The sequence below is a fragment of the Pseudoalteromonas sp. MER144-MNA-CIBAN-0113 genome, from assembly GCF_040308965.1.
Taxonomy (GTDB): domain Bacteria; phylum Pseudomonadota; class Gammaproteobacteria; order Enterobacterales; family Alteromonadaceae; genus Pseudoalteromonas; species Pseudoalteromonas tetraodonis.
On the sequence record NZ_JBEOOG010000019.1, the window covers coordinates 12,953 to 30,054 of the forward strand.

Annotated in this window: 13 protein-coding genes; 12 read left to right on the forward strand and 1 reads right to left on the reverse strand. The window is 41.3% G+C overall.

The window, feature by feature from the left end:
* The first annotated feature begins 12 nt into the window (after positions 1 to 12).
* The 8 genes from AAEY57_RS07115 (at position 13) to AAEY57_RS07150 (ending at position 9,005) form a co-directional block, all read left to right on the forward strand.
* Complete coding sequence (locus AAEY57_RS07115; RefSeq protein ID WP_350607147.1) at positions 13 to 1,188, forward strand: isovaleryl-CoA dehydrogenase; 1,176 nt, start codon at positions 13 to 15, stop codon at positions 1,186 to 1,188.
* 9 nt (positions 1,189 to 1,197) lie between these two features.
* On the forward strand, positions 1,198 to 2,805 hold the full coding sequence (locus AAEY57_RS07120) for a carboxyl transferase domain-containing protein (protein WP_350607149.1): 1,608 nt from the start codon (positions 1,198 to 1,200) through the stop codon (positions 2,803 to 2,805).
* 12 nt (positions 2,806 to 2,817) lie between these two features.
* Positions 2,818 to 3,588 carry an enoyl-CoA hydratase/isomerase family protein gene (locus AAEY57_RS07125; protein ID WP_350607152.1) on the forward strand — a complete coding sequence of 257 codons (771 nt, stop codon included), beginning with the start codon at positions 2,818 to 2,820 and terminating at the stop codon, positions 3,586 to 3,588.
* An 8-nt stretch (positions 3,589 to 3,596) separates the two neighbouring features.
* On the forward strand, positions 3,597 to 5,579 hold the full coding sequence (locus AAEY57_RS07130; protein WP_350607153.1) for an acetyl/propionyl/methylcrotonyl-CoA carboxylase subunit alpha: 1,983 nt from the start codon (positions 3,597 to 3,599) through the stop codon (positions 5,577 to 5,579).
* A gap of 1 nt (position 5,580) precedes the next feature.
* Positions 5,581 to 6,480 (forward strand): hydroxymethylglutaryl-CoA lyase, encoded by a 900-nt coding sequence (locus tag AAEY57_RS07135; RefSeq protein WP_008114701.1) that lies wholly within the window; start codon positions 5,581 to 5,583, stop codon positions 6,478 to 6,480.
* A gap of 28 nt (positions 6,481 to 6,508) precedes the next feature.
* Complete coding sequence (locus tag AAEY57_RS07140) at positions 6,509 to 7,207, forward strand: CoA transferase subunit A (protein ID WP_010389947.1); 699 nt, start codon at positions 6,509 to 6,511, stop codon at positions 7,205 to 7,207.
* A gap of 15 nt (positions 7,208 to 7,222) precedes the next feature.
* Positions 7,223 to 7,879, forward strand: coding sequence for a 3-oxoacid CoA-transferase subunit B (locus tag AAEY57_RS07145; RefSeq protein WP_008114705.1), 657 nt, complete (start codon positions 7,223 to 7,225; stop codon positions 7,877 to 7,879).
* A 247-nt stretch (positions 7,880 to 8,126) separates the two neighbouring features.
* Positions 8,127 to 9,005, forward strand: coding sequence for a LysR family transcriptional regulator (locus AAEY57_RS07150; RefSeq protein ID WP_010389946.1), 879 nt, complete (start codon positions 8,127 to 8,129; stop codon positions 9,003 to 9,005).
* Between the two features lie 650 nt (positions 9,006 to 9,655).
* On the opposite strand, the gene msrA is transcribed toward AAEY57_RS07150, so the two are convergent.
* Complete coding sequence (gene msrA, locus AAEY57_RS07155; protein ID WP_008465712.1) at positions 9,656 to 10,963, reverse strand: peptide-methionine (S)-S-oxide reductase MsrA; 1,308 nt, start codon at positions 10,961 to 10,963, stop codon at positions 9,656 to 9,658.
* Positions 10,964 to 11,141: 178 nt separating this feature from the next.
* Between msrA and pxpB the strand changes: the two genes are divergently transcribed.
* The 4 genes from pxpB (at position 11,142) to AAEY57_RS07175 (ending at position 17,067) form a co-directional block, all read left to right on the forward strand.
* Positions 11,142 to 11,801 (forward strand): 5-oxoprolinase subunit PxpB, encoded by a 660-nt coding sequence (gene pxpB / locus AAEY57_RS07160; protein WP_024600982.1) that lies wholly within the window; start codon positions 11,142 to 11,144, stop codon positions 11,799 to 11,801.
* Positions 11,794 to 12,735, forward strand: coding sequence for a 5-oxoprolinase subunit C family protein (locus AAEY57_RS07165; RefSeq protein WP_350607157.1), 942 nt, complete (start codon positions 11,794 to 11,796; stop codon positions 12,733 to 12,735). The genes pxpB and AAEY57_RS07165 overlap by 8 nt, the downstream gene beginning before the upstream one ends.
* Before the next feature lie 287 nt (positions 12,736 to 13,022).
* Positions 13,023 to 14,687 (forward strand): asparagine synthase B, encoded by a 1,665-nt coding sequence (asnB, locus tag AAEY57_RS07170; RefSeq protein WP_350607158.1) that lies wholly within the window; start codon positions 13,023 to 13,025, stop codon positions 14,685 to 14,687.
* Between the two features lie 799 nt (positions 14,688 to 15,486).
* Entirely contained in the window at positions 15,487 to 17,067 is a 1,581-nt protein-coding gene (locus AAEY57_RS07175; protein WP_350607161.1) for a BCCT family transporter, read from the forward strand.
* The last annotated feature ends 35 nt before the right edge of the window (positions 17,068 to 17,102 follow it).

The following is a 17,102-nucleotide window of genomic DNA, read 5'->3' on the forward strand; positions in this document are numbered from 1 at the left end:
CAGGAATTAATCATGAGCACTATTTCACTATATAAAGAAATGAACTTTGGCCTTGGCGAAACTGCAGATATGATCCGCAGTCACGTAAACAGCTTTGCCAGTCAAGAAATTGCCCCACTAGCTGAAAAAACTGACCTTGATAATGCGTTCCCCAATGAACTTTGGCCGCAAATGGGTGAAATGGGCGTGCTTGGCATGACCGTGGATGAAGAATTTGGTGGTGCGGGTTTAGGTTATTTAGAGCACGTTATTGCCATGGAAGAAATTAGCCGTGCAAGTGCCTCTATTGGTTTAAGTTACGGTGCGCATTCAAACCTGTGTGTTAATCAAATAAACCGTAATGGTTCACTAGCACAAAAAGAAAAATACTTACCTAAACTTATTAGTGGTGAGCACATTGGTGCACTGGCGATGAGTGAGCCTAATGCGGGCTCTGATGTTGTTTCTATGAAACTCAAAGCAGAGAAAAAAGGCGATAAATACATTTTAAACGGTAATAAAATGTGGATCACTAATGGCCCAGACGCTGATACGTTGGTGATTTATGCAAAAACAGATTTAAACGCCGGCGCTAAAGGGATTACTACCTTTATTGTAGAAAAAACATTCCCTGGTTTTTCAACCGCACAAAAGCTCGACAAGCTCGGCATGCGTGGTTCAAATACCTGTGAATTGGTATTTGAAAACTGTGAAGTACCCGAAGAAAATATTTTAGGTAACTTAAACGAAGGCGTTAAGGTACTTATGAGTGGCCTTGATTATGAGCGTGTTGTTTTAGCGGCTGGCCCACTTGGCATAATGCAAGCGTGTATGGATATTGTTGTGCCTTACATCCATGAGCGTAAGCAATTTGACAGCCCTATTGGTCAATTTCAGTTAATACAAGGCAAAATTGCTGATATGTATACACAAATGAACGCAGCTCGCTCATATGTGTACACAGTAGCAAAAGCATGTGATCGCGGCGAAACCACCCGTAAAGACGCTGCTGGCGCAATTTTATATGCTGCAGAGCTTGCAACTAAAATGGCATTAGACGCAATTCAAATTTTAGGCGGTAATGGTTATATAAATGAATACGCAACAGGTCGCTTGCTGCGTGATGCAAAATTATATGAAATTGGTGCAGGCACCTCAGAAATACGCCGTATGTTAATTGGTCGCGAATTATTCACTGAAAGCCGCTAAGGATTAGTTATGACGATTTTAAAATCGAGCGTTAATCCGCATGATCCAAATTTTGTGCAAAATCACAACAACATGTCGGCGCTAGTGGATGATTTACGCAGTAAAGCAGCAACAATACGTTTAGGCGGCGGCGCTGCGCTAAAAGAGCGGCATGAAGGCCGCGGTAAATTGTTTGTCCGTGACCGTATTACCACTTTGCTAGATGAAGGCTCGCCATTTTTAGAAATATCGCAATTTGCTGCCTTTGGCGTTTATGAACAAGATATTCCTTGTGCCGGTGTGGTTGCAGGTATTGGTCGCGTTAAAGGCGTCGAATGTATGGTGATTGCTAATGATGCGACAGTAAAAGGCGGCACCTATTTCCCGCTGACTGTTAAAAAGCATTTACGCGCTCAAGACATCGCCGAACGTTGTCATTTACCGTGTATTTATTTAGTTGACTCAGGTGGCGCAAACTTACCTGAGCAAGACGACGTATTCCCTGACAAACTGCATTTTGGTCGTATTTTTTACAACCAAGCGCGTATGTCGGGTAAAGGCATTCCACAAATTGCTGTGGTTATGGGGTTATGTACTGCAGGTGGCGCGTATGTTCCTGCTATGGCCGATGAAAGTATTATTGTAAAAGAGCAAGGCACTATATTTTTAGCAGGCCCACCACTGGTAAAAGCGGCAACCGGTGAAGTAGTTACTGCAGAAGAGCTTGGTGGCGCCGATGTACACTGTAAAACATCAGGTGTGGCCGATCATTACGCTGAAAACGATGCTCATGCGTTGTCGATTGCTCGCCAATGTATTGAACGAATTAACTATTCACGCCCTACCTCACCATTACTCGAAGAAGTAAAAGCCCCTCGTTATGATATTAACGAACTTTACGGCATTGTCGGTACTGATCTTAAAAAGCCATTTGATGTCCGTGAGGTCATTGCACGTACTGTCGATGACTCATCGTTTGATGAATTTAAACGCTACTTTGGTGAAACACTGGTAACAGGTTTTGCCAGCATTTATGGTCATCCCGTAGGCATAGTGGCCAACAACGGTATTTTATTCAGTGAGTCAGCGCAAAAAGGCGCGCACTTCATTCAACTATGTGCTCAGCGCAACATTCCACTGGTATTTTTACAAAACATCACTGGCTTTATGGTCGGTAAAAAATACGAGTCTGAAGGCATTGCTAAACACGGCGCTAAAATGGTGATGGCGGTATCGTGTGCCGATGTACCCAAATTTACTATTTTAATCGGTGGCTCATACGGTGCAGGTAACTATGGTATGTGTGGCCGTGCATTTGAACCGACCATGATGTGGATGTGGCCAAATGCCCGTATTTCAGTCATGGGTGGCGAGCAAGCTGCAGGTGTTATGGCACAAGTTAAACAAGATGGATTAGCCCGTAAAGGCGAAAGCATGAGCGAGCAAGAAGTTAGCGATTTTAAAAAGCCAATTATTAGTCAATACGAACAACAAGGTCATCCTTATTATGCCAGTGCCCGCTTATGGGACGATGGCATTATAGACCCTGTCGATACACGTAATGTGTTGGGGCTTGCATTAACTGCAGCTAAAAATGCACCACAGCGTGAGTCTAAGTTTGGCGTATTTAGAATGTAACCGGAGCGCACAATGTCAGTAACACTACAAATAACAAAATCTAATGTGGCTGTACTCGTTTTAAGCCGCCCAGAAAAACGTAATGCATTTAATAGCGACGTTATCAATGAGCTTATTCAATGTATTGAACATGCAAATACGCTCGATATTCGTGCCTTAGTCCTCAAAACCGAAGGTAAACATTTTTCAGCCGGTGCCGACTTAGCCTGGATGAAATCGATGGCAGATAATAACTATAACGATAACTTAGCTGATTCAATGCAACTGGCTAAACTTATGCAAGTATTAGCACAGAGCCCGCATCCTACAATTTGTGCGGTACAAGGTGCCGCCTTTGGTGGAGCATTAGGGTTAATTGCCTGCTGTGATATTGCGCTTAGTAAAGACGATGCACAATTTTGTTTAAGTGAAGTTAAACTTGGGCTAATACCTGCCGTGATCAGCCCTTATGTGATTAAGGCCATTGGTGAACGTGCTGCACGAAGATACTTTTTAACTGCAGAAGTGTTTGATGCCCACACTGCAAAGCAACTGGGTTTAGTGCATCAAATTACTGGGAACTTAGAAACAGCCCTCGATAATTTGCTGCAAACCTTGATTGATAACGGCCCTATTGCCGTTAAAGCCGCAAAAGCACTTATTAACGATGTTGCCAATAAAGAGATAAACGAGGAGCTAATTGCACTGACTGCAGAGCGTATAGCTAAAATTCGTGTATCAACTGAAGGCCAAGAAGGACTGAGCGCCTTTTTTGATAAACGCCCTCCCCAATGGCAACTCTAGGACGCATTATGAACACAGTACAATTACAAAAAATTCTGATTGCTAACCGTGGCGAAATTGCCTGTCGTATTATGCGCACCGCAAAGCAAATGGGCTTAACTACGGTTGCGGTGTATTCAGATGCAGATAAAAACGCGCAACATGTAAAAATGGCCGACGAAGCCTACCATATTGGTGCTGCGCCAAGTAAAGATTCATACCTAGTTGCAGATAAAATTTTGCAGGTTGCTAAAGCCAGTGGCGCTGATTGCATTCATCCAGGCTACGGCTTTTTATCAGAAAACAGTGAATTTGCTAAAGCCTGTGAAGCCCATAACATTGCTTTTATTGGCCCACCAGCAACGAGTATTGAAGCAATGGGCTCAAAAACCCGTGCTAAAGAAATAATGGCCGCGGCAAACGTTCCTTTAGTACCTGGTTACTATGGTGATAAACAAGACCCTGCTTTTTTGCAATCTGAGGCTGAAAAAATTGGTTACCCTGTTCTTATCAAAGCGGCCTTTGGCGGTGGCGGTAAAGGGATGCGAGTGGTAGAAAAGCCGAAAGACTTTATAACTGCACTTGAAGGCGCCCAACGTGAAGCCATTGCCGGTTTTGGTAACGATTTAGTGCTATTAGAGCGCTACGTTAATCAACCACGTCATGTTGAAGTACAAGTATTTGCTGATAACTATGGCAACTGTGTGTATTTAGGTGATCGTGACTGTTCGTTACAACGCCGACATCAAAAGGTGATTGAAGAAGCCCCTGCTCCAGGTTTATCTGACGCGCTTCGTAAAGAAATGGGCGAAGCGGCTGTACGCTGTGCATTAGCCATTAATTACCGTGGTGCGGGTACTGTTGAGTTTTTACTTTGCGGTAATGAATTTTTCTTTATGGAAATGAACACTCGCCTGCAAGTAGAGCACCCAGTGACCGAAATGGTAACCGGCGTTGATTTAGTGAACTGGCAAATTAATATAGCGGGCGGGCAAACACTGCCGTTAAAGCAATCTGAGATTCAACTGCAAGGCCATAGCTTTGAAGCGCGTATTTACGCCGAAGACCCTGCAAATGACTTTATTCCGTGCTCAGGCACCATTGAAGCGCTACATGTCCCCGCTAACAGTGAATATGTACGTATTGATACTGGTATTGCCCAAGGTGATGAAATAAGCCCGTATTACGATCCAATGATTGCCAAACTTATTGTTCATGATGATAACCGCGACCAAGCACTTTCGCGTTTACAACAAGCATTAACACAATTTCATTTAGCCGGATTTAGCACTAATATCAGCTTTTTATATAATTTAGCGATTCATCCACGCTTTAAACAAGGTGCTCCAAGCACCCACTTTATTGCAGAGCAAGGTGAAGCGTTAGTTACTATTGACCCGTCTTTATTACAAACTAGCCGCTTAATTGCAGGTTTTGCGTATTTAGCATCACTTGGTAGTAATACACGTAGTGCAAATCCATGGCAACAATTACATGGGTTTAGTTTAAATGCGCCGCAACAAGTTAAAATTCCATTTAGCGATACCCCCTTAAACGCAATAAAAACCGCGCAGGGCTATAGCATGACCATTAATGACAACACCTTTGAAGTGCAAGGTGAGTTAACTAATGGCTACTGCAACGTATCGATTAATGGCGCTAAACACACTGCGCATGTTAGCCACGTTGATAATGCCATTACTGTAATGAACCAAGCACTGCAAACTAAGTTTGAATGTGTTGATAAACATTTCATCAGCTCACATGAAAATGAGGCATTACCCCTTGCTGCGCCACTTAATGGTACTGTAGTTAAACACTTGTTAGAGGTGGGAAGCACCATTACTAAAGGCGATGCAGTGGTTATAATTGAAGCAATGAAAATGGAATACACGCTTAATGCCCCACATGATGGCGTATTAAAAAGTTACTGTTTTGCTGAGGGTGAACTGGTAAGCCATGGCGCTTTACTGGCCATAGTTGAAGACACAACTGCAGAGGAACCCGCTTAATATGAGTTCATTATTACCTAAAGCAGTGCGCATTGTTGAAGTGGGCGCCAGAGATGGACTTCAAAATGAAGCCGCTGTAGAAACTGCTGATAAAATAACGCTTATTAACGCACTCGCCGCTGCAGGCATAAAAGACATAGAAGCTGGTGCGTTTGTCTCACCTAAATGGGTGCCACAAATGGCAGACTCTAGTGAAGTAATAAGCGCACTTAATTTACCTGAGGTTAATCTCAGTGCCCTTACCCCTAATTTAAAAGGGGCAGAGGCAGCAGATGCTGTAGGTATTAAAGAATTTGCAATATTTACCGCAGCGAGCGAAGCATTTTGCCAAAAAAATATTAATTGCTCTATTGAGCAAAGTTTGGCGCGTTTTAGTGAAGTTATGGCTTTTGCAAAGGCGCATAACATTCGGGTACGCGGTTATGTAAGTTGTGTGTTAGGTTGCCCGTATGAGGGAGATGTTGACCCTCATACTGTACTGGCTGTTGCTGCTAAACTCTTAAAAATGGGCTGTTATGAAATTAGCCTAGGTGACACCATAGGTGTTGGCACACCCGCTAAAGTAATAGAGCTACTTACATTGCTACTTAAACATATTGATAAATCTAAACTTGCTGTACATTTTCATGACACATACGGGCAAGCGCTCACAAATATTTACGCTGCTCTAAACCTTGGTATAGCAACGGTTGACAGTGCTGTTGCCGGCCTTGGTGGCTGCCCATATGCCAAAGGCGCGTCAGGAAATGTTGCCACCGAAGATGTTGTATACTTACTGCAAGGACTTGGCATTGAGCATGGAATTGATTTACAAAGGCTTGCTGAGGCAGGTTGGCAAATTACGAGTGCACTGAACAAACAACCTGCTAGCAAGGTTTCTGCAGCATTACACGCACAATAATTAAATAGCACAGAATGAGGAGTGACTCATGGCCGGTTTTGATAAAGTAGTTTCTAGTTATGAAGCTGCAATGGAAGGTTTAAAAGACGGCGATACAATAATAGCCGGTGGTTTTGGCTTATGTGGTATCCCTGAGGGTCTAATTGCCCAAATTAAAAAAATGCAAACTAAAGAATTAACCGTTGTTTCCAATAACTGTGGTGTTGATGACTTTGGTTTAGGGCTGTTACTGCACGACAAGCAAATTAAAAAAGTGGTCGCCTCATACGTTGGCGAAAATGCCTTGTTTGAACAGCAACTACTAAGTGGCGAGATTGATGTAGAACTTACGCCACAAGGTACTCTTGCTGAAAAAATGCGTGCTGGTGGTGCAGGAATACCTGCTTTTTACACAGCCACAGGTTACGGCACACCGGTTGCTGAGGGTAAAGAAGTAAAAGAGTTTAATGGTCGCCCTTATATTTTAGAAGAGTCAATTACCGGTGAATTCGCTATTGTAAAAGCATGGAAAGCGGATCGCTACGGCAACTTAGTATTTCGTCATACAGCCATGAACTTCAATCCAATGGCGGCTACTGCGGGTAAAATTACCATTGCAGAAGTAGAGGAAATTGTTGAGCCAGGCGAACTTGAGCCAAGCCAAATACATACGCCAGGAATTTTTGTTAACCGCGTTATAAAAGGTAACTTTGAAAAACGCATTGAACGTGTTACCACACGAGATTAAGCAGGAGCACTAACAATGGCATTATCACGTGAACAAGTCGCAATGCGCGTAGCTCAAGAGTTACAAGATGGGTTTTATGTTAATTTGGGCATTGGTATTCCGACACTCGTCGCAAACTATGTACCCGATGGCATAGAAGTTATGCTACAGTCCGAAAATGGTCTTTTAGGCATGGGCGAATACCCTACTAAAGCCACTGTTGATGCGGATATGATCAACGCGGGTAAAGAAACCGTGACGGCAGCTACCGGTGCAGCTATATTTAATAGTGCAGATAGTTTTGCCATGATACGGGGTGGTCATGTAGACTTAACCGTTCTGGGCGCGTTTGAGGTAGACCAAAACGGTTCTATAGCCTCATGGATGATCCCTAAAAAATTAATTAAAGGCATGGGCGGAGCGATGGATTTAGTCGCAGGTGCAAAAAACATTATTGTTACCATGACCCATGCCAGTAAACACGGCGACTCTAAGTTATTAGAAAGCTGTACGTTACCGCTAACGGGCGTTAACTGTGTTAAAAAAATAGTTACTGATTTAGCCGTTCTAGAAGTAAAAGACGGCGCATTTCATTTACTAGAACGCGCACCAGGCGTATCAGTTGATGAAATTATTAGCAAAACGGCAGGTAAATTGCTAGTTAATGGTGATATTCCTGAGATGGTGTTTTAAACCACTCATAATTTCACTCTGTACCGACCTCATTCCCAGTGCCAATGGCGCTGAGTTACCCAAAATCCCTCGTAAGAGGGATTTTTTTTGTCTATATTTTAGTTTTTGCACTATAGTGACAATTTAACGCACCACTTAGGTGAATTCGACCTAATAAAATAAATAAATTGCTGATATAGTTAGTTTTTATTTTTGGTTTAATTATTGCCTATTACTAGGCGATTGAAATAACTTTATACTGGATACCATGCAAACACCTATTCGCGGCCTTCGCTCTTTTTGTTTTGCCGCAAAAAGCTTAAGTTTTAAACATGCTGCTAAAGAGCTTTACTTAACGCCCTCGGCTGTAAGCCACCAAATTAAACAGCTAGAAGAGCAGCTAGGCATTGATTTATTTCAAAGACAAACTCGCTCTATTAGTTTAACGCCTGCAGGTAAAAACTTTTTTGAAGCAATTTATCCAATTATAAATATGCTAGAGAGCACCATTAATGAATTTAGTCAGTTACAACAAAATGTAAACTTAACCATTACCCTGCCCGAATTTTTTGCCAGTGAATTGTTAATGCCTAAGCTCAGTGAATGGACCAGCGAGCACCCTAATATTAATTTACACATGGATACCCTCAAAACGCGCAAAGAACTAACTCGCCAAAGTGATTTATCTATAATTTTATCTTCAAGTAAACCGCTTGATGGACTGGCTACCGAGCTTTTTAATTTAGAATACATTCCAGCGTGTAATAAAAAGCTGCTTGAACAATGGCAAAACGATCATTGTCAGGCACTTAACCAAGTACCCCTTATTGTACATAAAGCACGGCCTTGGGCTTGGCATCAGTGGGCAGAAAAAGTTGGGATTGATGACTTTTCACCAACGCAAATTATTCAAATAGACAGTATGTTTGGTGTAGCAAGAGCTGCGCAGCAAGGAATGGGCATTGCGCTTATTCCTCTACCAATTAGCCAAAGCTGGCTGGATGAACAATGGCTTTATAAACTATTTGAACAACCACTTACCACCAAAGATAAATACTACTTGGTACAACATGGCTCTAGTACGGCAAACCACCCGCTCGACTTGTTTGCCAAATGGGTAATTAACACCTTCAGACAAACAAAGTGACTATTCATTAAACGCCCTTTTATGGGCGTTTAATTATTTACGACCTTTTTAAAATATTTTTTTCGTGTCTCACACAAACCTCTAAAAATAAAATATAACCAGCATTATCAACTACTTGAGCAACTCCTTATTGACTGGATTTATAGGTTAGTTTTTTTCACTTATTAGTTTTGTTTTTATCGCTTGTCGAAATTGAGTAAAAGCTCTAAAGTTAACTCAACAAATCAGCAACGACCAAAAATAATAAAACGCGTTACTGAAACCAAATTTAATTAGTTTGTAACAACGAGCTAGTAAAAAAGAATCTTTATTGTGTGTGAAGATGTTGTCAGTGTAAAAAACAGCTCAAGTTCGGTGGTGACTTAGCTTGGGTTGTTTTTATTTTACGCTTACACCCGCCAATAAATGTAAGAATCTTTATTGTGTGTGAAGATGTTGTCAGTGTAAAAAGCAACTCAAGTCCGGTGGTGACTGAGCTTGAGTTGTTTTTATTTACAATCACATCAGCACCAATAATTCAGCATTAGTTTTTACTAATACAACCCCCCGAATCTTTATTGTGTGTGAAGATGTTGTCAATTGAAATGCAGCGACCTTATCTAAGTCTCGCTGCTTTTTTTTGCTTAAAATTTGCCTATTTGCTAATTAGCTTAAACATCATCTGATCTGTTTATTTCATCACGAGCGACAAATTCTAACACCGTGGCATTAATACAATATCTATCTTGACCTTTTGGCCCTTCCCCTGGAAATAAATGCCCTAAATGAATACCGGTACTTTTAGATTTAAGCTCAATACGTTGCATTCCCCAACTGTTATCTTCATGTTGCGTTACGCTGTCTTTTACAGGGTGTGTAAACGACAACCAGCCAGTGCCTGAGTTAAATCTATCACGGGTATCAAACAAGGGTTCACCACTGAGTTTATCTATAAAAATACCATCGGGGGTGTTTTTAAAAATAGCGTACTCTTTACAATACGGGCTGTCGGTTTTAGCATTAAACGCTACTTTATAAGCTTCACTGTCACCAAGCTTAAATGCCCCTAGCGCCTTATAAAACCGCTCGGCATCCATGTAACCTTGGCGAGAATACACTTCTACTCCATCTTCTAAAAATAAGATGGTGGGTGTAGCCCAAGTAGCCGATTTGATGGTTAAGCCATTAAGCTGATCAGCATGGCGAAATGTCATTGGTATTGTGCCTTTGTAGTCATTGGCTACCGCCGCTTTAAATTTTTCACAGTAAGGGCAGTAATCGCGAGAGTCTAAAATAACAATTTGTTTGCCAGTCAACAATGCGGTGTTATCAAGCTGCTGCTTTTCGTCTTGACTAAAAACGACACCGGTTGAATGATCTGGGCAATAGCCGTTTGGATTTTTTTCAAGGTAATTTTGATGATACTCTTCTGCAGAGTAAAATCGCTCAAGTGGCTTAATTTGTGTAGCAATTTTTCCATAACCTGCTTTGGTGAGTAACTGCTGATACTGCTGTGTTACCGCAAGCGCGGTGTTTGCTTGCTCGTCACTTGTAGTTAAAATAATAGAGCGATATTGCGTACCTACATCATTACCTTGGCGGTTCCTTTGAGTCGGATCGTGGCTTTCGTAATAATTTTGCAGCAGCTCTTTTGCTGAAATGATATTGCTATTAAATGTAACCTGCACCACTTCGGCGTAATTATCTTCATCAAAGCGGCGCGATAACTTAGTTATATTTCTGTAGGTTGGTTTAAACCCATGCCCATCGGCATAGCCCGACTCTGCATCGAGAACACCATTAAGTGCTTCATAGCGTTTTTCTGCCCCCCAAAAACAGCCCGAGCCAAGCACTAGCTGTTCTACATGCATAGTGGCATCTAAATCACTGGGCTTAGTTACTTCGTCTGACGAGATTGCGCTCATCGCACTAAGCAAGCCCACAATGGCAAATGCCGGTAATATTAACCCCTTAAACATACGATGACCTCTTAGTTTTAGTTACCCTAAAGCTGACCTGTAAACTCAACAATTAATTTCACACACAACAAAACTTTACGAATGAGGGAGTTTATTCGATCCGAGCTTGTCTATTAATATCGTAATATTACAGTGACTGTGATAGCTTAAATGTAATTAATATTAATGAGTTATCGATATGAGCATGATTCCTAGTATAAAAATTTTAACGAACTCTAGCCTGCTTTTTGATGTTTCTCACTACAGCGAACCACACATACTTGCGACGCAAAAAAAGCTTTGGGCACTCGCCCAACACTGTAAAAACAGCAATGAATTTATCGATTTGGTACCAGCTATGAACTCGTTAACTTTGTATTTAAAGTCCTCAGAAATGCTTAATAAATGGTACAACACTTTAGCTAAGTTATGGGATGAAGTGGATGATTACCCGTTTGATAGCCAGCACCACCAAATTAATACCTACTACCAAGGTGGAGATTTAGATTACGTAGCTAACTATCATCAACTCACAATTGATGAAGTGATTAACTTACATAGTAAAGAGTTATATCACGTTCTATTTTTAGGCTTTGTTCCCGGTTTTCCTTATTTACATGGGCTCAACTCACGGTTATTTACCCCAAGGCGAGATAATCCGCGAGTGAGTGTACCTAAAGGCGCGATTGCCATTGGAGCAGACCAAACAGGTATTTACCCTGAAGATTCGCCAGGTGGTTGGCATATTATAGCTCACACTGATGCCTGCTTATTTGATTCTAAAGCGGCTAATCCTTGCTTATTTAAACCTGGCGATACCATAGAGTTTGTGCCTGTAAAAGGAGTAAGCAATGATTAAAGTAATCAAGAGCGGTATTCAACTAACAATCCAAGATTTAGGCCGTGTGGGTTTTCGTCATTTAGGGGTTAGCCGCTCGGGTAGCTTAGACGCCTATGCGCACATTATTGCCAATCGCTTAGTAAATAATCACGATAACGATGCCGTACTTGAACTCACCGTTGGGTTATGTGAATTGCAATTTGAGTGCGATACCGTCATTGCTCTGCATGGAGCCGACTTAAACGCTAAAATTGACACTCAAGCCGTTTACCCCGGGTGGAGTTATCCGGTAAAAGCAAAACAAACACTTAAATTTGATACAGGACGCGGTGGCTCCAGAGCTTACATTGCCGTAAAAGGTGGAATTGAATGCCCTGAAGTTATGGGCTCTAAATCAACCGACTTAGGGGCAGCCATTGGTGGTTTTAATGGCCGAGCATTACAAAGCGACGATATTATAAAAATAACCCCATATACTCAGCCTTGGCTATGCAATAAAGGTGCATTAACACCGCCTAAACGAAAAGTTATTCGGCTACATCAAGGCCCACATCATGAACTACTTACACCTGAGTGTATAAACGCTTTCTGTACCACCTCATTTACTATTAACCCGAATAGTAATCGAATGGGAGTACGCTTAGATCATAATAATAGCCAAATAATGCAACACTCGCTCTCACTGCACTCACTCGCAGTAGCACCCGGAAGCGTGCAACTCCCACCTGATGGCAACCCAATTGTGCTGTTAAATGATGCACAAACAACCGGGGGCTACCCATTGATAGGCCATGTAATAGAGGCGGATTTACATCAGTTTGCTCAGTTTAGAACCGCCGATTCTATTACTTTTGAGTTTGTAACGCTTGAACAATCAACCGCGGCAAAAAGTAAACTCGATGCGCATCTATCTCAGCTTAAATTGAGTTTAAATCGCTATTGGACTAATTAACTTAAAGCTATTTTCTTAACGATTATATTTGCACCCACTTGGTGCAAATATATATTTTCATGAGCATTAAATGCTTATCCCTGCCTGTTTTAAATTAAAAATTGTACAATTCGTTGCTATCACACTATCGGCCTCACCATGTTGGTGCACCAGTAGCTTGTTTGGTGCATAAATTATTCTTATTAATTTAAAAAAGCCGTGTGACTTAGTTATTTATTTCTGATAAAACAAGGTTAGTCTTTAGCAAACTCGCTATCGTAGGCACTTAATAGGAATGAGGAAAAATTATGTGTTCAATTTTTGGTGTACTCGATATTAAATCGGATCCCAGCCAGTTACGCACTCAGGCAATCGAAATGTCTAAACTGTTACGTCATCGTGGGCCAGATTGGTCTGGTGTGTATTCATCTGGTAAAGCAATTTTAGTGCATGAGCGCTTAGCCATTGTTGGCGTATCAAGCGGCGCTCAACCCCTTTACAACCCAGAAAAAACCCATATTTTAGCGGTTAATGGCGAAATTTATAACCACAAAGAGCTGGCCGCTAATTTAGAGGTCGACTTTGATTTTCAAACCCAGTCAGATTGTGAAGTGATTTTAGCCCTGTATAAACAAAAAGGGCCGGCATTTTTAGATGACTTAAATGGTATTTTTGCTTTTTGTTTATATGACGAAGAGCAAGACGCGTACTTAATTGGTCGCGATCACATTGGTATTATTCCACTGTATACAGGTCACGATGAGCACGGTAACTTTTATGTAGCGTCAGAGCTCAAAGCGCTCTCACCTATTTGTAAGCATATTGAAGAGTTTCCGCCGGGGCATTACCTTTACAGCAAAGACGGCAAATTAACCTCTTACTATCAACGTGATTGGCAACGCTTCGACGCTGTTAAAAACAACGATGCCAAAGCAGAAGATGTAAAAGATGCATTGGAAGCGGCGGTTAAGCGCCAGCTTATGTGTGACGTACCCTATGGCGTATTGCTATCGGGTGGCTTAGATTCATCGGTTATTTCCGCTATTACCCAGCGCTTTGCTGCAAAACGTATTGAAGATAACGATGAAAGTGATGCTTGGTGGCCTAAACTGCATTCCTTTTCGGTGGGTTTAGAAGGCTCCCCCGATTTAGCCGCAGCGCAAAAAGTAGCTGATATGATAGGGACTATTCACCACCCTATTATCTTTACTATTCAACAAGGTATTGATGCACTTAAAGAAGTGATTTACCACATTGAAACTTACGATGTAACCACCATTCGTGCATCAACCCCAATGTACTTAATGGCTCGTCAAATTAAAGCCATGGGTATAAAAATGGTGCTCTCAGGTGAAGGTGCGGATGAATTATTTGGCGGTTATTTATATTTTCATAAAGCACCGAATGCACAAGAATTTCATGAAGAGCTGAACCGTAAAGTTTCAAAGCTCCATATGTTTGACTGTTTACGTGCCAACAAATCAATGGCGGCTTGGGGTGTTGAAGCACGCGTACCATTTTTAGATAAGGAGTTTGTTGATGTGGCAATGCGCATTAACCCTGAAGCTAAGATGTGTAAAGACGGCAAAATTGAAAAACACATTTTACGTGCAGGCTTTGACGGCTACCTCCCAGATGAAGTGTTATGGCGTCAAAAAGAGCAATTCTCCGATGGCGTTGGCTACAGCTGGATAGATACCTTAAAAGAATTTGTTAATGAGCAAGTAACGGATCAAGAATTGGCGAATGCCAAATTTAAATACCCAATTAACACCCCAGATTCAAAAGAAGCGTATTTTTACCGCAGTATTTTTGAGTCGCACTTCCCTGGCGATGCCTCGGCTAAGTGTGTACCGCATGGTAAGTCAGTTGCGTGTTCAACCCCAGAAGCACTCGCATGGGATGCATCATTTCAAAATAATGCCGACCCATCAGGGCGCGCCGCGGGCGTTCATAACGAAGCGTACAAATGAAAATTTAACCATCCTAAGCTGCAGTGTTAAAGCTGCAGCTTTTTTTGGTGTCTTTGTGCGTAATTTTCTTAAAATGCTTATTGCACTGAGAGAAGTGAATGAGAAGAAAATGAGAAAGTAAAAGCCATTCTGCCTCATCATTTTTGTTTAATTATGTGGCTTTGTTACTTCTCTAAAAGCGCAGCGTCTCTTTACCCTCTTCGTGAGTTAAGCTGTTAAGACTCAAAATAAATGAGAAAGCAAATTAGTTTAAACTGCAAAATAAGTATGCCACCTTTTTATAAAAACTACTTTAACATCTCTATTTTCATTGCTGATTCTATTAACCTCCCCTTGGCTAAAAATCCAAAGCTATAAAAATGTAATTAAAAAGTCATAAAAAAGCCCATTTAACAAATTACTCTTAGTTTTAAAAATCAGAGTACGCTTTTAGCGTATCCAATTAAGTGATTTATCTGTTTATACGCCCTATTAATATGAATATTCATTAACTTAGCTTTTGCATTCATTGCTATTTACGACTATAAAATAAAGTGCTAACGCGTTAGTTTTCATTTTCTTAGCGACCAGACATGTACAATAAAAAGACAAAGTCAGCTCAAAATTTTAGCAAAGTGTTAATTCTTTCGTATTTAATATTTAACTCCCCTAGCAGTAAAGGTATGATGGGCAATTAAATTAGTTAGTCTTCTAATTATTCGTGTTGTTAGCTTTGGCAAATAATCTAATAAGACGAATACAGTGAACTATAAAAAACTGGCATTAAGCCAACCTGTTTCATTAACCAATGAGGTATTGCATGAGCGAGAATCATGACAAGTACAGTATTGATAATACGGACTACACCGTAGGTCAAGACAACGTACAAAAGTGGGGATTTGATATACATAACCCTGTATTCGGGATCAGTGCAGGGTTAATAGCACTTTTTTTAATCGCCGTACTAGTGTCAGATGCCGAAGTAGCTAAAACAACACTAAATGGTATCAAAACCGATATTATTAATAATTTTGACGGCCTGTTTATGTGGGCTGCTAACTTCTTTGTTATTTTTTGTTTAGTTTTAATTTTTTCGCCTTACGGCAATATCCGTTTAGGCGGCGACGATGCTAAACCATCTCACTCTCTTATTTCTTGGCTGGCAATGTTATTTGCAGCAGGTATGGGTATTGGCTTAATGTTTTGGGGAGTTGCTGAACCGGTGGCTTATTACACCGGCTGGTATGAAACACCGCTTAATGTGGCTGCCAACACCCCAGAAGCAGCAAAGCTTGCAATGGGCGCAACTATGTACCACTGGGGTCTTCATCCTTGGGCCATTTATGCGGTTGTCGCGCTTTCTTTAGCGTTTTTCACATACAATAAAGGCTTACCGCTTTCTATACGCTCAATTTTTTACCCTATTTTAGGTGATAAAGCATGGGGCTGGCCGGGGCATATAATCGATATTTTAGCTGTGCTTGCGACCTTATTTGGTTTGGCAACATCTTTAGGATTAGGTGCTCAACAAGCTTCAGCGGGTATTAACCACGTATTTGGCCTTGAAGGTGGCGTAGGTTCACAAATTCTGGTTATTACAGGGGTGACGTTATTAGCCATTGTCTCAGTTATTCGAGGCATTGATGGTGGCGTTAAGCTACTAAGTAACGTCAATATGCTTATTGCTTTAGTGCTACTGGTATTTGTATGTTTAGTTGGTTTTGCTGTATCTATGGGTAATATACCAAACACAGTAATGGGCTATGTAGAAAACATTATTCCGTTAAGTAACCCACATGGTCGTGAAGATGAAACATGGATGCATGGATGGACAGTATTTTATTGGGCTTGGTGGATTTCGTGGTCACCGTTTGTAGGTATGTTTATTGCCCGTGTTTCACGTGGTCGTACAATTCGTGAGTTTTTAACCGCTGTACTACTTATTCCTACAGCAGTCACTATCTTATGGATGTCTATTTATGGCGGCATCGCAATTGACCAAGTAGTTAATGGAATTGGTGCCCTAGGAACTGACGGTTTAACAAGTGTGCCTATGGCGATGTTCCAAATGCTTGATGAAATGCCAATGGCGAACGTTTTATCTTTCATTGCTATTGTTTTAGTACTGGTATTCTTTATTACTTCTTCTGATTCAGGGTCACTTGTAATCGATTCAATCACAGCAGGTGGTAAGATTGATGCGCCGGTACCACAGCGTATTTTTTGGGCGTCTGTTGAGGGTGCTATCGCTGCTGCATTACTTTGGATTGGTGGCACTCAAGCGATTGAAGCACTGCAAGCGGGGGCTATATCAACCGGTCTGCCATTTACCATTGTATTGTTATTGATGTGTGTAAGCTTAATTTTAGGTTTACGAACTGAGCCTCGCCCAGTTAAATAACACAACACATTCCATAATAAAAAAGCCGCAAATTG

Excerpts from the sequence above, each read along its gene's own strand:
- AAEY57_RS07125 (WP_350607152.1), top strand. The coding sequence starts at position 2,818 with ATGTCAGTAACACTACAAATAACAAAATCTAATGTGGCTGTACTCGTT.
- AAEY57_RS07165 (WP_350607157.1), top strand. The coding sequence starts at position 11,794 with ATGATTAAAGTAATCAAGAGCGGTATTCAACTAACAATCCAAGATTTA.
- AAEY57_RS07135 (WP_008114701.1), top strand. The coding sequence starts at position 5,581 with ATGAGTTCATTATTACCTAAAGCAGTGCGCATTGTTGAAGTGGGCGCC.
- AAEY57_RS07130 (WP_350607153.1), top strand. The coding sequence starts at position 3,597 with ATGAACACAGTACAATTACAAAAAATTCTGATTGCTAACCGTGGCGAA.
- AAEY57_RS07145 (WP_008114705.1), top strand. The coding sequence starts at position 7,223 with ATGGCATTATCACGTGAACAAGTCGCAATGCGCGTAGCTCAAGAGTTA.
- asnB (WP_350607158.1), top strand. The coding sequence starts at position 13,023 with ATGTGTTCAATTTTTGGTGTACTCGATATTAAATCGGATCCCAGCCAG.
- pxpB (WP_024600982.1), top strand. The coding sequence starts at position 11,142 with ATGAGCATGATTCCTAGTATAAAAATTTTAACGAACTCTAGCCTGCTT.
- AAEY57_RS07140 (WP_010389947.1), top strand. The coding sequence starts at position 6,509 with ATGGCCGGTTTTGATAAAGTAGTTTCTAGTTATGAAGCTGCAATGGAA.
- AAEY57_RS07150 (WP_010389946.1), top strand. The coding sequence starts at position 8,127 with ATGCAAACACCTATTCGCGGCCTTCGCTCTTTTTGTTTTGCCGCAAAA.
- AAEY57_RS07120 (WP_350607149.1), top strand. The coding sequence starts at position 1,198 with ATGACGATTTTAAAATCGAGCGTTAATCCGCATGATCCAAATTTTGTG.
- AAEY57_RS07175 (WP_350607161.1), top strand. The coding sequence starts at position 15,487 with ATGAGCGAGAATCATGACAAGTACAGTATTGATAATACGGACTACACC.
- msrA (WP_008465712.1), bottom strand. The coding sequence starts at position 10,963 with ATGTTTAAGGGGTTAATATTACCGGCATTTGCCATTGTGGGCTTGCTT.
- AAEY57_RS07115 (WP_350607147.1), top strand. The coding sequence starts at position 13 with ATGAGCACTATTTCACTATATAAAGAAATGAACTTTGGCCTTGGCGAA.